Below are 17,589 nucleotides of genomic sequence, written 5' to 3'. Positions count from 1 at the left end.
TTGATGAAAGTCAAAGCAATTAAACCATTTACAGACTTAAAGGAAAACGTTAAAAGAAAATCAGGGGATACTTTTGTAGTGTCCCAAGAACGTTTTAAAGAAATGAACTCATCAAGATATGGAGAACTAGTTAAAGAGGTTGTTGAGAAAAAAACGAAAAGGGCAAGTAAAAAAGTAGGCGATAAGTAATGGATGAATCAACAATCCTAGAATTAGTGAAATGCCGATTAGGAATTAGTTCAACTGTTAGAGATACTTATTTAACTCAGATTATTAAAGGTATATTAGTTGAATTGGAAGATGAGAAAGGGTTAGTGCTTGATAGTGCTAGCCCTTATCATTTGATGGTCGTTGTAGATTATTCTACATGGAGATACCAAAACAAAGATAGTGCAGCCGGTTTGCCAAGACATTTACAATTTAGATTACATAATTTAATGATTCATTTAGGCGGTGGTACAAGTGGCACTGTATGATCATGAATTAATATTAATATCTGAGAGAATTGATGTTGATAACCTTGGAAATCAAATACCGGTTGAGGCAAGTAAAAAAGTCTTGTGTAGTGTTAATTCAATAGGCAGCAACGAATTTTACAATGCTTCTGTTAACGGAATGAAGCCTGAAATTGAGTTTATTATACATGCCTATGAGTATGAAGGTGAACAGAAAGTTGAGTATAAAGGTGTAACTTACTCAATTATTCGAACATACAAGCAGAGCTTCGAAGAAATAGAACTAACTTGTCAAAGGAATGTTGGCAATGAATGATATATCAAAAGAAATTGCTAGGGCATTATCTCAATATACCGATGAAGTTAAAGAAGGACTAGAAGAAGCTAAAAAAGAAACTGCAAAAGAAACGGTAACTAATTTACGTAATAATAGTCCAAAATTAACAGGTGATTATGCAAAGGGATGGAAAACAAAAAAGAACGGTACTGCTCAAGTTGTACATAACAAGACTGACTACCAATTAACACATTTATTAGAAAATGGACATGTTAAAAGAGGTGGGGGAAGAGTTCAAGCAATTCCTCACATTAAACCAGCAGAGGAAGAAGCAATTGATAATTATGTTAAAAAGGTCGAGAAGGTGATTAAAGGGTGAATTTATTAGAATTAAAGAATTTATTAGATGCTACAGGGCTTCCTGTGGCTTATTCGCATTTCACTGAAACAACCAATTCACCTATTCCAAACCCACCTTATATTACTTATTTAATCAACAATTCTTCTAATCTCTTTGCTGATAATAAGGTATATAAAAAGGTTAATAATGCTCAGGTAGAGTTATACACAAATAAAAAGAATCTACAGACTGAAGAAATCATAGAAGATTTATTTGAACAAAATGAAATTCCTTTTGAAACTTCAGAGTTATGGATTGAATCAGAAAAACTATTTCAAAAAACTTACGAATTGAGGTTGATATAATGGGTAACAAAGTTACTTTCGGTTTAAAAAATGTACACTATGCTACATTTACAAAAGATACAGCAACTGGTGCAATTACTTATGATGCACCAATAAAAATGCCTGGGGCGGTTGAAATATCTCTAGAACCTAGAGGCGATATGGTTGAATTCTATGCAGATGATATGTTGTTCTATTCTGCACCTAATAATCAAGGTTACGATGGCACTTTATCTATTGCTAATATACCAGAACAGTTCGCTATTGATGCTTTAGGTGAGGTTAAAGATGATACGGATATGGTATTAACAGAGAAGACAAATGCCAAACCAAAACCATTTGCACTGCTATTTGAATTTGATGGGGACGTTAAAGCTACACGTCATGTATTGTTTAATTGTAATGCCAACCGTCCTACAGTTGGATCTACTACAAAACGGATGCAGTTGAGCCTAACGCTAATGAATTAACATTCATATCTAGTCCTAGAGATACAGACTATGCAGTTAAGACAAAAACAACAGAAACAACTCCTGCAACGGTTTACGATGCTTGGTATGATGCAGTCTATGTGAAAACTCCAGCAGTATAAAATAAAAAGGGTGAAGACAAATGGAACAAACATTAACAATTGATGGTAAACAAGTAAGGTTTGAGTCTAAAGGTTCAACTCCTTTACGATACAAGAAACAATTTAATAGTGACTTTTTTGCAGATTTAATGAAAATGCAGAGTTTAACGAAAGTGAAAAATAAGAAAAATTTAAGTTATGAAGATATTAAAAGTTTAGACATGGAAGTTTTTTATAATATTTGTTGGGCTTTGGCAAAGACAGCACATAAAGAAATTCCAGAACCTTTAGAGTGGTTGGATGAATTTGAAGTATTTCCGATAATTGAGATTGTAGGGGAATTACGGGGGTTATTATTCCATTCTCTAGAGGGTAAAAAAAAATAAAAAATGATGGTCAAGAATCGGATGGTGATTTTATTACTACCGATTCTTTTTTATTTATGTGTAAGCAATGTGGGATTGATTATGACGACTTAGAAGTTATGACAATTGGTATGTGCTTGGACTACATAAATGAATATATCGAACAAAACAAACCGGAGAAAGAAAAGACAAGACGGGCTAAACAGTCTGACTTTGACTCCTTCTAGGAGGTGAGCAATTGGCTAGAAACATTAAGGGTATAACTATAGAACTTGATGGAGAAACAAAAGGACTCGATAAAGCTTTAAAAGATGTTAACAAGCGATCTAGAGACCTTAATACTGAGCTCAGAGATGTAGAAAAGCTATTAAAGTTTAATCCTGGTAATGCAGAACTTGTAGCACAAAAACAGAAGTTATTATCTGATCAAGTTGAAACGACATCAGAAAAATTAAATACCCTAAAGAAAGCTCAAAAAGAAGTACAAGAGCAATTTGATAAAGGTGAAATAAATGAAAAGCAATATCGAGACTTTCAAAAAGAATTAGTTGAGACTTCAAGTAAACTTGAAAACTTTGAAGATAGGTTGAAAACAACTCAAACAAAGGTTAATAAATTTGGAGATAACTTGGGAAAAGTAGGAGACAAAATGAAGGGCATAGGCAGCGGCATAAAAGACGCTGGTAGTTCCATGACTGGATTTGTCTCTGCTCCTCTTATCGCAGGGTTAGGTCTTGCTACAAAAGGTACTGAAGAGTTTAGGCAAGCAATGGGTAGACTTGAAACAAATGCTGAAACAGCAGGGATAAAAACGGAAACTATTAATGATGCATTTATAAGATTAAGCGGAATAACAGACGATGCTGATGCTAATGTTGAAGCACTATCAAACTTGTTAGCTACTAATTTTGATGAACAAGGGTTGACTACTACTCTTGAAGCACTTAGTGGCGCGCTGATCAAATTTCCTGATACGTTGAAAATTGAAGGGTTAGCAGATGGTCTTCAGGAGACTGTTGCGACTGGTCAAGCTATCGGGCCCTTTGCTGAATTATTAGAACGTCTGGGTATTAACTTAGATGACTTTAATACTGGACTATCAGAAGCAGCAGAAAGCGGTAAGACTCAAGACTATATTTTACAAACATTAGCAAGTACAGGATTAACGCAAGTTAATGAACAATATAGAAAAAATAATGAAGAACTAGTCAAATCAAAAGAAAGTACAGCTAACTTTCAACAATCAATGGCTGAACTTGGTGAGACTCTATCCCCAATCATGACAAAGATTACCGAAAAAGTTACTGAGTTGGTAGATTGGTTTAACCAATTAAGTCCAACGGGGCAAAATACTGTCTTGGTTATAGCTGGTATAGTCGCTGCTATTGGGCCTTTCTTAATGATCATTGGAACTCTAATCTCAGCAATTGGTGGAATTATAGCCATTGCAGGAACATTGAGTATTAGTTTGGGAGCAATCGTTGCTCCTGTTCTAATAGTCGTAGGAGTCATAGCGGCACTCATAGCAATTGGTGTTGCCTTATGGAAAAACTGGGATACGATAAAGGCTAAAACCACTGAGTTTGTTTTAAAAGTTGTGACTAAGTTTTTAGAGTTAAAAGACAAGGTAACTGATTTTGTTCAAAAAATAAAAGATTGGGTAATTAGAAAATTTATAGAAATGGTAGCATCTGCTGTTCAAAAGGTTAAAAATTTCAAAGACTCTATATCTGAAAAAATGCGATCATTGATTGATTCCATAAAAGAAATTTGGGGAAATGTTATGGATTTCTTTAGAGGGATAGATTTGCTTCAGATGGGTAAAGACATTATCCAAGGTTTAATAAATGGTGTCAAAAAGATGGCTTCAAAAGTTGTGGACAGCGTAAAGGATGTAGTAGGCGGTGCAATTGAAGGCGCTAAAAAGTTACTAGGAATACATTCGCCTTCACGGGTATTTAAACAAATAGGTGTATTTACTGGTGAGGGGTTAGCTAATGGAATGGAATCAACTAGCAACCAGATTAAAAAGGCTTCACAACGTATGTCAGAAGTCTCTATACCAAAAGTACCTAAGAACATTTCTTCAGATTTTAATATGGCTAATTCTAATAGTAACGGCTCAAGTAGCGGCAATACTACTCAAACTCATAACAATATTAGTTATGAAGGATTGTTTAATGGTGCGAATTTCTATGTAAATAAAGAACAAGATATTGAAAAATTAGCAGCAAAATTATTCAAACTTATGAAATCTGATGCTTTAGTGAATGGAGTGAGGTGATGAATCTAAGTAATTTTAAAGTAATAAAATTTGATGGTACAGAGATTGATATGCAACAAGCAGGCATAATAATTGAATCTTTCAATATATCATCTCCAAGTCCAAATACTACTACCGAAACCATTCCAAATAGGGATGGTTTTTTAGATTTTGGTACGACTTATGAAGGTAGGGAGATTGATATAACTGGTGGATTTATTTCGCTTGATGGTTATGATTTTAGACTTTTCAGAAATGAAGTTTTTAAGATTTTTGATAGTAGACAGTATTTTTACATAATTAATGATGCTGAACCTTCTAAACGATGGAAAGTTAAATATAATTCACCTTACCCTATAAATAGAACAGCATTGGTAGGAAAATTTGAAATTACATTAATTTCTTCTTCCTCTTATGCAGAATCAATTGGTACAACTCAAGATCCACTTATTTTTGATTCAGGTTTGTGGCAATTTGGACAGGGATTATCAACAGAAAACCCTACATACTTGCATACAACCAGTAATTTTAGAATATTCAATGCGGGTGATAAAGAAATTGATCCTAATGAATTACCTTTAAAAATAACATATCAAGGTGCGTCATCTAATTTAACTATTAAGAATCTAACTACTAATGATTTATGGACATATTACGGAACATCTGAATCTTGGGAAACCATTCATTTAGATGGAGTAAAGGCAGACAAAGATGGTCTGTCTATTTTTGCTGATACAAATTATGAAGTGATCACAATAATCCCAGGATGGAATGACTTTGAGATTACTGGAAATATAGGGGATTTTCAAATTGATTTTGATTTTCGATTTTACTACTTATAAAAGGATGGATGTGAAAGATGACAAAGTATCCTTATAAACCAACAGGAACTGAATTAAATAGAGAGTTTAGAAATACATACAATCAAAATTTGTTAGATATAGAGTCAGACTTAAAGGAGCTTGGTTCTGGTGCAATGGAAGCGTTGGAAGCTGCGAATGAAGCGACTACTCAAGCGGTCTATGCAAGCGAACAAGGTGACTATGCCAATGCTGAAGGAATGTATGCATCCAATCAAGGTGATTACGCAAAATTACAAGGAGAATATGCGGAAACACAAGGGGATCTAACAAGACAAGCTGTTAATGATGCGAACACCCTAGTATCTGAAACTAAATATGCAGAAATATACAACACTACTTCTACATATCAAAAAAATAATATTGTTTCTTTTAATGGCTCTTCTTACATGTCATTACAAGATAATAATATTGGCAATAATCCTCCAGATCCATCTGTTGCTATTGAGAATACTTATTGGTCATTAGTTGCAAAAAAAGGTAATGATGGAACTGGTACAGTTAAAACGCCAAGAGATACATTTGTAGCAACCGAGGGACAATCGTTATTTGAATTAACCTACACTTATGACCAATTCCAAGGAAGAACAAAAGTTTATGTGGAAGGTGTAAGACAGTATACTCCAGATAACTACGAAGAAACGACTAGCAAATCAATCACATTAAGTGAAGGTGTTCCTGCTGGCACAAAAGTTGTTGTAGAGTATTTTAGTGAATCTGTTCCATTACAATCTGATATTCAAACAACAGTTGATGGTCATACTACTACTATATCTAACCACAGTGTGACATTGGCTAGCCACGATGAATCAATAAATCAAATCAATGCAGACATGTTAGAGAAAGCATCAAAAGAATACGTTGACGCTGAATTAGACAAAAAAGTAAATCTAAAACAAATAACCGAGTATTCTATTGTTGCTGAAGGAGCAGATAACACCGGAGCTACTGACATGACAAGTGTGTTTAATAGCCTTCACGATAGAATAAGTGAAGGTTCTAAGATCGTCTTTCCTCCTGGGGTTTACAAGGGTAACATGATAGCCACAAAAGATTTAGCTATAGAGTTTCGAGATTGTACGCTAATAAACGCAAATGATGTAGATGAGATTGTTGGGTTCAGAGGTACGGAAGAAACTCCTAGGACTGTTGTCGGAAATCCAGTATTCGGAGATAGATCATTTGAAGTGTCAGACTCAACAGGGTTGCTTCCAGGCGATATAGGTTACTTAGTTGATGATTCGGTACGACCTGGTGACTTAACTCCAGACGTAAATGTGGAGATACTAAAAATCAAATCGATTGATGCTACAACCGTTACGATTGAAGGTATTATTGAGTCAGACATGAATACAGGTTCGGTTAGATTTGTGAAGATTAATCCAGTCAAAAGACCTAGAATAATAGGTCATCCATTAATTAAACCTACCGCTTCACACAATTGGCACGCTGTTTATTTTGAATATTGTGAAGAGCCTAGTTACGAGGCAATCACAGTAGAAAAATTTGTTAGGCATGGTGTAAGGTTTAAATTTTGTTACTTGCCAAAGTCCGGCGATTCTTACTTCAAAAAGCCAATTGCTACAGGAAGTGGGCAAGGATATGGGGTTTCCATGCATGGATGTCGACATGGTATAAATAAATACATCTATTCAGAAGGATGTCGACATGCTATTGACGATTCTGCAAGCTACAACTGCGAGACACTAAAAGTCGAAGAAGTGGGTGGTGTAGGTGAGGCTATTGCCGTTATTTCACACAACGGATTCGGTGGGAATAATAAGATCGGAGAATTATACGGTATAAATGACGGGCCTTTTGTTACTGTATCTAAACAAGGGATTCAAGATGAATCAAAGCACGTCATGAGAGGGTATAAGATAGGAAAAATTAAGGGAGTAATTCCAAGCCTGACAAACTCTGACAGTTTTTATGGAGTTTACATTCAATCGGACTATGCAAATATAGAAGTTGGTGAAGTTGATTTTACTTTTTTAAACCCAACAGGTGTCCCGAACACTAATAATGTCGCAGTGAGGATTCAAGGAAACCAAAAGGGCAATGTTGACATTGGTAAGGTAACCACTAATAGAGTCGGAGTTCTTATAAGAATTGAAACTAGAGATGGGACTGAAAGTAAATTATACAGATTCTCCTATGATAAAATTCAGGCAGATGAAGTTCTACACTCTCTGTTTGCAAGAGGAGTTTCGAATATTGAACTGGGGTCTAACTTAGTAGATAGCCATTTGGGGACTGCTTTGGTAATCAAAGATTTATATAGTAAAAAACCTGAAAGAGTAGATAGTTCTAAGTTAAATATCGATTACGCAGATCCTATGTTTGATATTACAGGTGTGCCGTCAACAGGATTGAAGGGTACACCCCCTAAGTTAAACGAGGGTTCAACATCTTCTGTTAGTATTTCAAACGGAGGTAAAATATTAAATCAGAGATTACTATCTTCTGGTGAACTACTTCGTATTGATACAGGGACTGGAGGAACAACAATAACTCTTGATTCATTAACACCTTTTGAGCCTCCCATGTGGATCGGTCAAACAGTTAAATTATTTATAGTGGCGGGTCGTAACAGCTTAATTGTTCCGGTTGGAGGCACAGTACAAGGAGATAACGATTTAACTTTAGTCGCAAACCGAGCATACGAGTTTATAGGCTATGCTGGGTATTGGTATTTATCACAGTAGCCCACACAAAAACAAAATCACTAGTTAGACTACTGTATTAAAATACACATAATTAAATAAATATACTTAGATTCAAAAATGTCAATTCCTTTGGGTTATTCCCTTTCGAGTTGGCATTTTTTCTTTTTGTATACCAACTTAATTTTAGAAAAATATAACAAAACTTCCAATAAAATGAGGTTTTTATCAAGACAGATTAATTATGCAACTCTATGCATATTTAAAGGATGTGATTTTAAGAATGACAATAAACAAAATTGACAGTAGATTTGTCGAAAATGCAAGCAACGGGAAAACAATACGTCAAGAAATAGATGGTGTTAATGGTGAGTTGGTAGAAATTGAGACAGATCTATCAAATATTGATGGAAGAGTTTCGCAAGCAGAAAATAATTTAGAAGATAGGGGGATAAATGTTACCGAACATGGCGTTGTTGCAGATGAAGTAACAGATCAAACAACAAGTATTCAGACAATTGTTGACGCTCTTACGCTACCAAATACTATTTTTATTCCGTTTGGGGTGGTATGGAACTATAATAATTTTACTCACCCAAATGAGTTAACTATATACGACCATTCACGTTATGACGCTAAAAACAGTGCATGGACAGCGCAGTTACGAACTTATATTAAAACAAGTAACCCTGAAATTAAGAACGCCAACGAAAATGTGTTGTTGTCTCCTTATCATCCTGCAAACGTCGTAGACAATGTGGGTGGTACTAACGCAACAGAAAAGAGGGCATCCACCGTATATCGTTTAAATGGCGTTAGTAAGTGGCGACATGGTATGGGGGCAAATACTGATGATACACATTACATTATTTCCAAGTTTCCTAATGCTGAAACCATGTTTTCTATTGAATATGACACGAGTGAGTATGCTTTTGGTAGTCTACCAGTTAAAGGGGTAAGCTACTATTTTGTTAACAAAGTAACAACAAGCAAACACGTCAGGCGTTATAAAAGTCATACTGGTAGTGGTGGCTTTGAACATCAGTATATGATAGATAACGCATTAGTAAAAAGGGAACAAATAGACGAACAAGGAAATAGCAAAGTATTAAATGGAAGTGGTGCTGAAACGTATAGTGTTGATATTGACGGTACTTATTCAGGAACGAAGAAAAAAGTAATACCGAGGACAACAACAAGTAATGTGCTAGATAGAGATAGTGAGTCTATATTTTCAAATGAAGGGGCAACAGGTGGATTTGTACTTAATTTACCAAGTGCAAAAAAGGGTTTAAAATACACCTTCTATAATGTAACTGGAACCAACCTTCGTATTTTGAGACAAACAGGAGACTCATTCAGGGGAATGACAGGTAATATTGAAACACTTGCACAGGGCAATAATGTTACCGTGGAATGTGTGATAAATGGTATATGGGAAATACCTATAAACAATGGGTTTGTGAATATTTAGAAACTGATTAAAATTGACGAAGTTGGAAGAAAACCGTCGTAAGAGTAGGAGTCTTATTTTTTAACAGCTCTTACTCCATTTTCTATGTGCCGTATAATTATCGGTATGCAGAATTTATATAAATTAAAACTGGAATTTTATCGTATTCTCAGGTTAGGAAAATGGAGTAAATTTAAGTAAATCAAAGGAAAACAGAGATGATATTTTTGATATTTTAAACTATATTGATGTATTACATTTCTCATACATTGTCATACAAAGTATTACTTTTGTAATACCTATTAAAGAGACTAAAGTTACATACCTACTTTTTTATCTGTTATACTACCATCAAAAGAAGGAGGTATGTCCATGATTAATATCATAATTGATCATTCCTATGCAGATGACTATTTTATGATTTCAGAAATCTCGGTAAACATAAAAGACCCTACCGAAAGAGAAAGAGTTGAGTATTTAGTTAGAAAATACAACCTTGAGGGTAGTTTAGAAGATCCTAATAACAGCTTGAGCAATAGAATAGCTGATATGCTTCAAGTCGATGTTAGCATTATTGATATAGACACCGAGGAAGTAGATTTAATGTAGGATCGAAGAATTCAGAGTAATAGATATTTGCGAGTTGCCCAAACTTTGTTAAAATAAACTTAAAACAAGATTGGGTGTAATGATGGAAAATTTAATGCAAATATCAACAGTTTTAATTCCAGTTCTGGGGGTATTAGGTGGAGCTTACATTGGTGGATACTTATCTAACAAATCTCAACAAGAATCCATAAAACAAAATGCAGAAATTGAAAACCTGAGACAACGTAAACATGAAATAATACAAACTCTTGAAGTATATAACTCAGTTTTGAAAATCGATGGTGAAAGTCTATTAGTGACTCCTGCAGGTGGAACGTTTGTAGATTTTGAGACTGAGTTATATCAAGAAGGTATAAGACCGTTACTGTACGAAAAGTTTCATCTAATTCATAGCGATGTTGCAGATATTGTGCGGAAAATGGATCAAAGAATTGCAGATTGTATGTTTAATGAAGAAACAGAAGATACAGATCATGATTATCTTATAAAGCAATACGTAGATTTAATACATAGGATTCAAAATCATTTAAAAGATTACAGAGACAGATTCTAGGTCATAATTATAATTATCAAAAGAGCAGTCATTTAGTCTGATTGCTCTTTTTTGTGCATTTTTTGGAGGTGGATAAAAATAAATGAATGTTATTGACATAAATGGAAATGTAGAGAAACTAACAACTTATAAGGATTTAGAAAGAAACCGGAGAGTAAATGGTAATCATTCGCTCTCTTTTTTAGTGTTTGAAAATGAAACAAACAAACATTCATTTCCTTTAGTTCAAGAAGAATCAATTATAGAGTATGACAACAATCGTTATAGAGTTAAAACTTTGGATCATTCTTCACTTGGAAACAAGTCGTTTAAAAGTGTTGTAACAAAGCATGTATTTTTTGATTTGATAGGTAATTTCCAACATAAGGTATTGACCGGTTCATTAACATTAACAAGTTGCATGAATCATGCGTTAGAAGGAACGGGTTATACATCAAGTGTTCAAGGCTCATTCCCAAGTATTCCATTTGAAAAGTTTGGTGAAGCTAATTCGATTAGTTTAATACAAACAGCTTTAGATGAGTTTGGCGCTGAAATGGAAATTGACGGTAGTGTAATAGTTGTTAAGAAAACGATTGGGGTTAAAACTGATTATCAGATTAGGTATAAACATAACCTAAAGACCATTTCTAAATCAGTAAATACTGACAATCTAGCAACATACATAAAAGGTTATGGTAAGGATGGCATTGAAGCAGAATACACTTCTCCTAATGCTGAGAAGTATGGAATTATCGAAGCTGAACCATTTAACGATGAAAGATATACAACAGTAGAATCATTACAAAGTGCTTTAAAGGAACAGTTACAAGATGAACCTGAGATTAGCTTTGAAATTGAGTTTGTTGAGTTAAAAAAGGCAGGATATGAAGGGGAAACAATTAATCTAGGTGACACAATCTATGTTATTTATGAGCCATTAGGTATTAATATTACTGCTAGAGTAATTGAATATACTGAATATCCCGAAGAACCAACTAATTCAAGTGTTGTTTTGTCTAACTTTAAAGAGAATATAACAAGTGATTTTACTAATCTTAAGAAAACTGCAAACAGAGTCAATAAAATTTTAACTCAAGGCGATACAGTAAAGTATGAGTTTTTGGATTCATTTGTTAAACAAGCCACTGAAGCCTTACATAATTCTATGACTGAATTACAATATCCTGAAGATGGTGGGATAGTTGCTATTGACAAGAATAATAACAACAATATAGTCGTTTTTAACTCTGGAGGTATTGGAATATCAAAAGACGGTGGTAAAACTTTTAGAACAGCTATGACTGGTGAGGGTTTTGTTGCTGATGTCATTAATGCAGGGACATTAAAAGCCATTAATATTGAAGGTGTCGACATACAAGGTAGTAAGTTTGTAACACAAGGTGAAGGTGGTACAGCTACAATATGGGATGGCTTATGGAAAAGTACATACGGAGATACAGAAATATCATTATACAAAAATTCTGTGAAGGTTAACAAAGGTGGTACAACCAATGTAAATGGGCTTCAGGCTGATTTAGAAGGTAGTGGACTATATTTTCAAAATTTAAGTAATGGATCTTCTACAGGTGGATTTGCTATTTACACTGATGGCACAAATTCTACTGTTACCAATTTAGGGGGAGTAGGTGAAGTAAATATTTTCGGGGGTGGCACGTTTTTTGCAAATGAATTCAGTACTACATCTTCAGAAAAAAAGAAACAAGACATAGAAGAGTGGACAGAAAACGCCTTAGACTTAATAAACGATTCAGTTATTTATAAGTATCGAATGAAAAATGATGTAGAAAATAATGTTAACAAGGAGAAGTACGGTCTAATTCTTGAAAGAGAGACTCCCGACCATGTTAAAAGTGGTGAAGGTGTAGAGCAATACGCCATGAATACTTTGTCATGGAAAGCAATTCAAGAATTGTCCAACAAGGTTACAGAATTAGAAAAGGAAATAGTGGAATTAAAAAATAATGGAACTAGCAGTTAACACCAATTTGAAGGTGTTTTTTTTATTTGCCAAAATGTTAGGAGGTAAACCCTTGGAAAACCTACAATATGCAACACGAGAAGAATTAAAGTCCCTTGAAGATAAAGTAACCATCTTAGATAACAGACAAACAAGAACTGAAACAAGGATAGATAATTTAGAGAAAAAAATAGACAAGATTGACAGTAATACAACATGGATACTGAGGCTAATTGTCGGTGCTGTAATTGGAGCATTTTTAAAGATTGTACTTACAGGAGGTATTTAAATTGAAGGAAAAATTAAGTAAATTAATTGAAGTTCGAAAAATTATTGCTTTAGTAGTCATTGCTTTATTTTTGGTTTTATCTGTTAACGGTACATTAGAAACTAATTTTATACAGACTGTCATTATTTCCATTATTTCATTTTACTTTGGTAAATCCACTGCTTTGGACACACAGAAAGGAGAGAGCAAATAATGGCTTTAATTTATCAAAATAGAAACCTAGATAACATTGCTAACTTAGCAGATAATACAAAAGCTAAAGCCTTACAATGGCATGATTATTTAGTTAAAAATGATATTGAACTATTGATCTATGAAACAATTAGAACAGAAGCACAACAACGTGAGAACATTAAAAAAGGTGTTTCACAAACTATGAAGTCTTACCATTTAGTTGGTCAAGCATTGGATTTTGTACCAGTAAACTCTAAGGGTGAAACACTTTGGAGTGGTTACAACTCTTCAGATGTAAAGAAGGCAGTAGCTGAAGCTAAACGACTTGGTTTTGAATGGGGTGGAGATTGGAATAGTTTCATAGACAAGCCTCATCTACAATACGTTTATAAAGGATATGGTACAGACACTTTTGGTAAATCTGTAAATATTGGATCATCTAAGGATTACGTAGAAAAAGGCGATTCAGGCACAGAAGTAAAGGTATTACAAAATAGATTGATTGAGTTAGGATATAAACTACCTAAATATGGCGCAGATGGCGATTTTGGTAGTGAAACCCTAGCAGCAGTCAAACAATTCCAGAAGGATCAAGGAATAACTGTAGATGGTATTGTTGGTTCTGTTACGCAAAAACATTTAGATAATGCATCTAAGCCTAAGTCAGAAGGTATTCCTGTTAAAGGACGTATTAAGATCGTTAACGTATCTAATGCAGCTTACATTTGTGACAGACCGTCATCCACAAATAGTAAAAACTTAACTACAATTGGAAAAGGAAAAGAGATTAATATTTCTGGTTCCGTTCCTGGATGGTGGGAAGTTATTTACGATAATCGTAGAGCTTATGTAAATGAAAAATACGGTAAGAGAATTAAGTAAGAAGAAAGCCTCACCACAAAGGTGGTGGGGCTTATTTAATGTCAATATCTGTTTGCAATTTACCCTTTAAGTCAACAAATATATCAAGCTTAATAGTTCCGCCGTTTTCTAAAGGGAAAATTAAATGCATTTTTTCTGATGAAAAATAACTAGAGACAACCACTCCCTTATCTATAAGCTTATCTAAATTACTCTCATTTATATTTTGTTGTAATTCTTCAGAAAAGTCCAATTCATATTCTACCTTTTCTATATTTTCTTCAGTAGCTTTAACTCCGTTTTCTTCTAAGTATTTAATAATGCGATCTTTTTTCTTCTTAATTTTCCATTCTTTCAAATCTATAGTTTTGTTATCCATAGAGCATTCACCCGTATCCTTTCTATTTTTAATCACTAAATTATTATAAAATGATATACTAGGTATATTATAACAAAATTGGTAAAGGGATGTTATTTATGGGATTTAAAATTGGTAATCAAAGTTTTCTGGAAGCATTTGACACTGATAGTAACCAATTAGACATTGCAACATTTCAAAGTTTAATGGAAAACTACTATGGCGAAACAAACGAATTGGATTTTAAAGCCGAACTTATTGAAGAAACAAAGTTAGCTAAATTGATGATTGCGATGGCAAATAGTGGTGGGGGAGTTATTGTATTCGGGGTAGAAGATGAACAAAACAAACCAGTGGGGATTCAATTGGATAAGGATATCACGGATTTTCAAAGAAAGGTAAGCAATTATCTGCCAGATAATTTAATATTCGATTCACAATTGATTAGATACGATGATAATGATTTGTATGGTGATTTTAAAAATAAGGAATTCATGATAGTTTATATTCCTAAGCAAAATAGATACATCCCATTTATTTCTAAAAAAGAAAGTAATGATATTAAAATTAACAAGATTTATATACGAAAGAATACTAGTGTAGAGGAAGCAAATAATAGTGATCTAGAGAATATGATCACATTAAGAATACATGAAACCTATTCAGATTTGTCAGATCTAGATTTGGGTGAACATATCTCTCAATTAAAGGTTTTATACGAATCTATACCAAGACTTAAAACCTCAAGTGCAGAATGGGCGAAAACAATAAGTTCTGTGACTAATTTTTCTATTTTCTCAACAACAACTAAAAATGAATATTATCCAGAAGAATCATTTGATAAATATATGAGTGGATTAATAGAGAAGAAAAAGAGAAAAATCGAAAAAGTAATAGAAGTAAATGATATTGAGTAAGGAGGTATAAAATATTTTGCAATTTGGACAGAGATTATTTTACAAAACTGAGCTTTACGATTACTTAAATAATATGAAAGAAAAAATTAAAAACAATATAAAAACAGAAACTGAGGACTATATACTTCAGGTAAATCAAAATGAATATATAAATCACTTAGTTGAAAAGTTCACCATAGAGTTATTGGAACTGTATACTGATAAGGCAGATGTTGAGAGAACGGAAGAGAACATCCCATCGGAATATTTTCCTAACAGATATAGTGTCTATATTGGAGAATATTATCCTAGACCTGTTTACTATTATCATATCCCCTTTGATGGAGATAGGAATTTATTGAACATGCAGCCTTCCAGATCCACGCTAACTTTCCCTTATTTAAAAGTAGAACAAGGAGAGTTGGTATATAAGTACGTGCAGTTCGATGATGGAGTAGAAGAATTAAATGGAGAAATAACATCTGTAAACCAAAAGATAAATGATATGTTTAAAAATGTAAATGATGATGTATCTAAATACAACGAATCCCTTGAAAATTTTATAACTAATTTTTTTAATTCGAGAAAACAAGAAATTTTAAATCAAAGAAAACAAGAAGAAGCAATAATAGTCCCAATCCGCAGAAAAGAAAAGGTATCAAAAACTTTTACCGTGCCTAGTCCAGATGTAAAAAAAAGGATAAGATTAAAACCTTCAGTAGATTCTGGAAATTATATTCCTGATCCAACTTTACATGAAGAAGTTTATACTGATATCCTTCGTATTATCAATGACATGGGAAAGGAATTTGAAAGAAAGCCATCGGTTTACTCTAATAAAGGTGAGGAAGATTTAAGAGATCACTTCTTAATGTTACTAGAGCCACATTTTTATGGAAGTGCAACAGGAGAAACTTTTAATAAAAAAGGGAAGACCGACATCCTCCTCAGGTATGAAGGGAAGAACTTGTTTATCGGTGAGTGTAAGTTTTGGAGAGGTGAGAAATCATTCTTGAAAACAATAGATCAGCTTTTAGGCTATCTAACATGGAGAGATTCTAAGGCGGCAGTAATCATGTTTGTTGATAATCATGATTTTTCAAGTGTGTTGGAGAAGGCAAAAGAATCAATTAAAACTCATAGGAACTACATTAAAGAAGATAAAATACATGATGATACTTGGATCAATTATAAGTTTCATATAAATGGCGATACTAATAAGGAACTTCACTTGGCGTTGATGATGTATCATACGGTTTAAATATTTCTCTTGTTGATTTAGATATTTATATAGAGAGGCTATATTTGAATGATGTATAAGAAGAAATCAAAGATAGTAGAGATTATAGAAGAAGGTAATTTTATTATCAGTTTTATCGAACAAGATGAATCAATATTTCAATCAGATAGTTTATATCAAACATTAGCAGAAATAGTTTGTGAAGAATCTCTTTTAAGTATGGAGTGTTAGACAATGTTAATGAAGCAAGATCCAAAGACCATCAAATTAATTAAAAAGAAAAATTTTCAAATTAGAATTGTAGAACAAGATGAAGAAAATCATGATATGGAATTATTATACAATACAATAGCGGAGATACTTTATAAAGAAGCTTTAAGTAAAAGTAATACTAATTAAACTCAGACAATATAGTCTGGGTTTCTTTTTTTATGATAAAATTACTATTAAGTAAGACTAATAGTAATTTAGTCATAGAAAGGGATTTTAATAATGAACAAGTGGTCATGGGTTCGGGATGTAATAATGATGAACTATAAATATTGGCTAGGTCTTTTCTTTGTTGCTTTGTTAGCTACAATTATTGGAAATAGTGAATATTCTGAAATGTTAGGGGTTAAAGAATTATATAATCAAACTAAGACTTGGATTTCTCTTATTTTAATTATTTCATTAGGTATGTTGGTGGCAAGTATAATCTCTAGCTTCGCAGAGTTTATAAAAAGGAAAAGAAGAGGATCTGCTAGCATTAAGTATTCAAAGAAACGGTTAAAACACTTAACCCCCCGAGAAAAGGAAGTCCTTGGTGGGTATATTATGAACAATACCAGAACAATGAGCCTATCGATGTCTGATGGTGTTGTACAAGAGTTGGTAAATCTAAATATCCTTTATAGAAGTTCCAGTATAAGTAATGAGGGAGTATATTTTTCGTATAATATGCAACCATGGGCTTGGGACTATCTTAAAAAAAGAAAGTTCCTTTTAAAATAAATTATGATAAGTTTGACACATACAGATTAAGCTTTCCGACTTTAGCTCGGGTTCAAGTTGAA

The 17,589-nt window shown here is 33.4% G+C and carries 23 protein-coding genes and 1 pseudogene; 23 read left to right on the top strand and 1 reads right to left on the bottom strand.

The annotated features are described in order from the left end of the window. Positions 1-3: 3 nt before the first annotated feature. The 18 genes and pseudogenes from H7K77_RS11800 (at position 4) to H7K77_RS11720 (ending at position 14,061) form a co-directional block, all read left to right on the top strand. Positions 4-189, top strand: coding sequence for a hypothetical protein (locus tag H7K77_RS11800; RefSeq protein WP_186578099.1), 186 nt, complete (start codon positions 4-6; stop codon positions 187-189). Then, entirely contained in the window at positions 189-476 is a 288-nt protein-coding gene (locus H7K77_RS11795) for a hypothetical protein (RefSeq protein WP_186578048.1), read from the top strand. The genes H7K77_RS11800 and H7K77_RS11795 overlap by 1 nt, the downstream gene beginning before the upstream one ends. Next, positions 463-771 carry a phage head closure protein gene (locus H7K77_RS11790; protein ID WP_186578047.1) on the top strand — a complete coding sequence of 103 codons (309 nt, stop codon included), beginning with the start codon at positions 463-465 and terminating at the stop codon, positions 769-771. Before H7K77_RS11795 ends, H7K77_RS11790 begins: the two co-directional genes overlap by 14 nt. After that, entirely contained in the window at positions 764-1,111 is a 348-nt protein-coding gene (locus H7K77_RS11785; protein WP_407926433.1) for an HK97 gp10 family phage protein, read from the top strand. The genes H7K77_RS11790 and H7K77_RS11785 overlap by 8 nt, the downstream gene beginning before the upstream one ends. Continuing rightward, entirely contained in the window at positions 1,108-1,437 is a 330-nt protein-coding gene (locus tag H7K77_RS11780; RefSeq protein ID WP_186578045.1) for a hypothetical protein, read from the top strand. The genes H7K77_RS11785 and H7K77_RS11780 overlap by 4 nt, the downstream gene beginning before the upstream one ends. Then, a pseudogene (locus H7K77_RS11775) lies at positions 1,434-2,008 on the top strand (major tail protein). The gene H7K77_RS11780 and the pseudogene H7K77_RS11775 overlap by 4 nt, the downstream one beginning before the upstream one ends. A 20-nt stretch (positions 2,009-2,028) precedes the next feature. Continuing rightward, on the top strand, positions 2,029-2,373 hold the full coding sequence (locus H7K77_RS11770; protein ID WP_186578044.1) for a hypothetical protein: 345 nt from the start codon (positions 2,029-2,031) through the stop codon (positions 2,371-2,373). Positions 2,374-2,429: 56 nt separating this feature from the next. After that, positions 2,430-2,579, top strand: a complete 150-nt coding sequence (locus H7K77_RS21055) for a hypothetical protein (protein WP_222599342.1) — start codon at positions 2,430-2,432, stop codon at positions 2,577-2,579. 11 nt (positions 2,580-2,590) lie between these two features. Beyond that, positions 2,591-4,636 (top strand): phage tail tape measure protein, encoded by a 2,046-nt coding sequence (locus H7K77_RS11765; protein WP_186578043.1) that lies wholly within the window; start codon positions 2,591-2,593, stop codon positions 4,634-4,636. Beyond that, a complete protein-coding gene (locus H7K77_RS11760; protein ID WP_186578042.1) occupies positions 4,636-5,457 on the top strand; it encodes a phage tail family protein in 822 nt (273 codons plus the stop codon). Before H7K77_RS11765 ends, H7K77_RS11760 begins: the two co-directional genes overlap by 1 nt. Before the next feature lie 17 nt (positions 5,458-5,474). Continuing rightward, on the top strand, positions 5,475-8,183 hold the full coding sequence (locus tag H7K77_RS11755; RefSeq protein WP_186578041.1) for a hypothetical protein: 2,709 nt from the start codon (positions 5,475-5,477) through the stop codon (positions 8,181-8,183). A gap of 241 nt (positions 8,184-8,424) precedes the next feature. Continuing rightward, complete coding sequence (locus H7K77_RS11750) at positions 8,425-9,615, top strand: hypothetical protein (RefSeq protein ID WP_186578040.1); 1,191 nt, start codon at positions 8,425-8,427, stop codon at positions 9,613-9,615. A 351-nt stretch (positions 9,616-9,966) separates the two neighbouring features. Then, the gene (locus H7K77_RS11745) at positions 9,967-10,203 is read left to right on the top strand and encodes a hypothetical protein (protein WP_186578039.1); all 237 of its coding nucleotides are present in this window, start codon (positions 9,967-9,969) and stop codon (positions 10,201-10,203) included. A 94-nt stretch (positions 10,204-10,297) separates the two neighbouring features. Further along, a complete protein-coding gene (locus H7K77_RS11740; protein ID WP_186578038.1) occupies positions 10,298-10,756 on the top strand; it encodes a hypothetical protein in 459 nt (152 codons plus the stop codon). 82 nt (positions 10,757-10,838) lie between these two features. Then, complete coding sequence (locus tag H7K77_RS11735) at positions 10,839-12,737, top strand: phage tail spike protein (protein WP_186578037.1); 1,899 nt, start codon at positions 10,839-10,841, stop codon at positions 12,735-12,737. 52 nt (positions 12,738-12,789) lie between these two features. Then, positions 12,790-13,005 (top strand): hemolysin XhlA family protein, encoded by a 216-nt coding sequence (locus H7K77_RS11730; protein WP_186578036.1) that lies wholly within the window; start codon positions 12,790-12,792, stop codon positions 13,003-13,005. Between the two features lies 1 nt (position 13,006). Beyond that, complete coding sequence (locus tag H7K77_RS11725; protein WP_222599341.1) at positions 13,007-13,198, top strand: hypothetical protein; 192 nt, start codon at positions 13,007-13,009, stop codon at positions 13,196-13,198. Then, a complete protein-coding gene (locus H7K77_RS11720; protein ID WP_186578034.1) occupies positions 13,198-14,061 on the top strand; it encodes a peptidoglycan-binding protein in 864 nt (287 codons plus the stop codon). The genes H7K77_RS11725 and H7K77_RS11720 overlap by 1 nt, the downstream gene beginning before the upstream one ends. A 31-nt stretch (positions 14,062-14,092) precedes the next feature. Here the strand turns inward: H7K77_RS11720 and H7K77_RS11715 are convergent, their stop codons facing one another. After that, positions 14,093-14,419, bottom strand: a complete 327-nt coding sequence (locus H7K77_RS11715) for a hypothetical protein (RefSeq protein ID WP_186578033.1) — start codon at positions 14,417-14,419, stop codon at positions 14,093-14,095. Positions 14,420-14,517: 98 nt separating this feature from the next. Here H7K77_RS11715 and H7K77_RS11710 point away from each other — a divergent pair, with 98 nt between their 5' ends. From H7K77_RS11710 to H7K77_RS11695, 5 genes are all read left to right on the top strand, one after another. Then, positions 14,518-15,315 (top strand): AlbA family DNA-binding domain-containing protein, encoded by a 798-nt coding sequence (locus tag H7K77_RS11710; RefSeq protein WP_186578032.1) that lies wholly within the window; start codon positions 14,518-14,520, stop codon positions 15,313-15,315. A 16-nt stretch (positions 15,316-15,331) separates the two neighbouring features. Then, positions 15,332-16,555, top strand: coding sequence for a hypothetical protein (locus tag H7K77_RS11705; RefSeq protein ID WP_186578031.1), 1,224 nt, complete (start codon positions 15,332-15,334; stop codon positions 16,553-16,555). A gap of 48 nt (positions 16,556-16,603) precedes the next feature. Continuing rightward, complete coding sequence (locus H7K77_RS21050; protein WP_222599340.1) at positions 16,604-16,765, top strand: hypothetical protein; 162 nt, start codon at positions 16,604-16,606, stop codon at positions 16,763-16,765. A 3-nt stretch (positions 16,766-16,768) separates the two neighbouring features. Next, positions 16,769-16,933 carry a hypothetical protein gene (locus H7K77_RS11700; RefSeq protein WP_186578030.1) on the top strand — a complete coding sequence of 55 codons (165 nt, stop codon included), beginning with the start codon at positions 16,769-16,771 and terminating at the stop codon, positions 16,931-16,933. A gap of 93 nt (positions 16,934-17,026) precedes the next feature. Continuing rightward, complete coding sequence (locus H7K77_RS11695) at positions 17,027-17,527, top strand: super-infection exclusion protein B (protein WP_186578029.1); 501 nt, start codon at positions 17,027-17,029, stop codon at positions 17,525-17,527. The last annotated feature ends 62 nt before the right edge of the window (positions 17,528-17,589 follow it).

Source organism: Aquibacillus kalidii (assembly GCF_014280935.1).
Lineage (GTDB): Bacteria > Bacillota > Bacilli > Bacillales > Amphibacillaceae > Aquibacillus_D > Aquibacillus_D kalidii.
The sequence above is the reverse complement of the archived record's forward strand: the minus strand, read 5'-3'. Positions and strand labels throughout refer to the sequence as shown.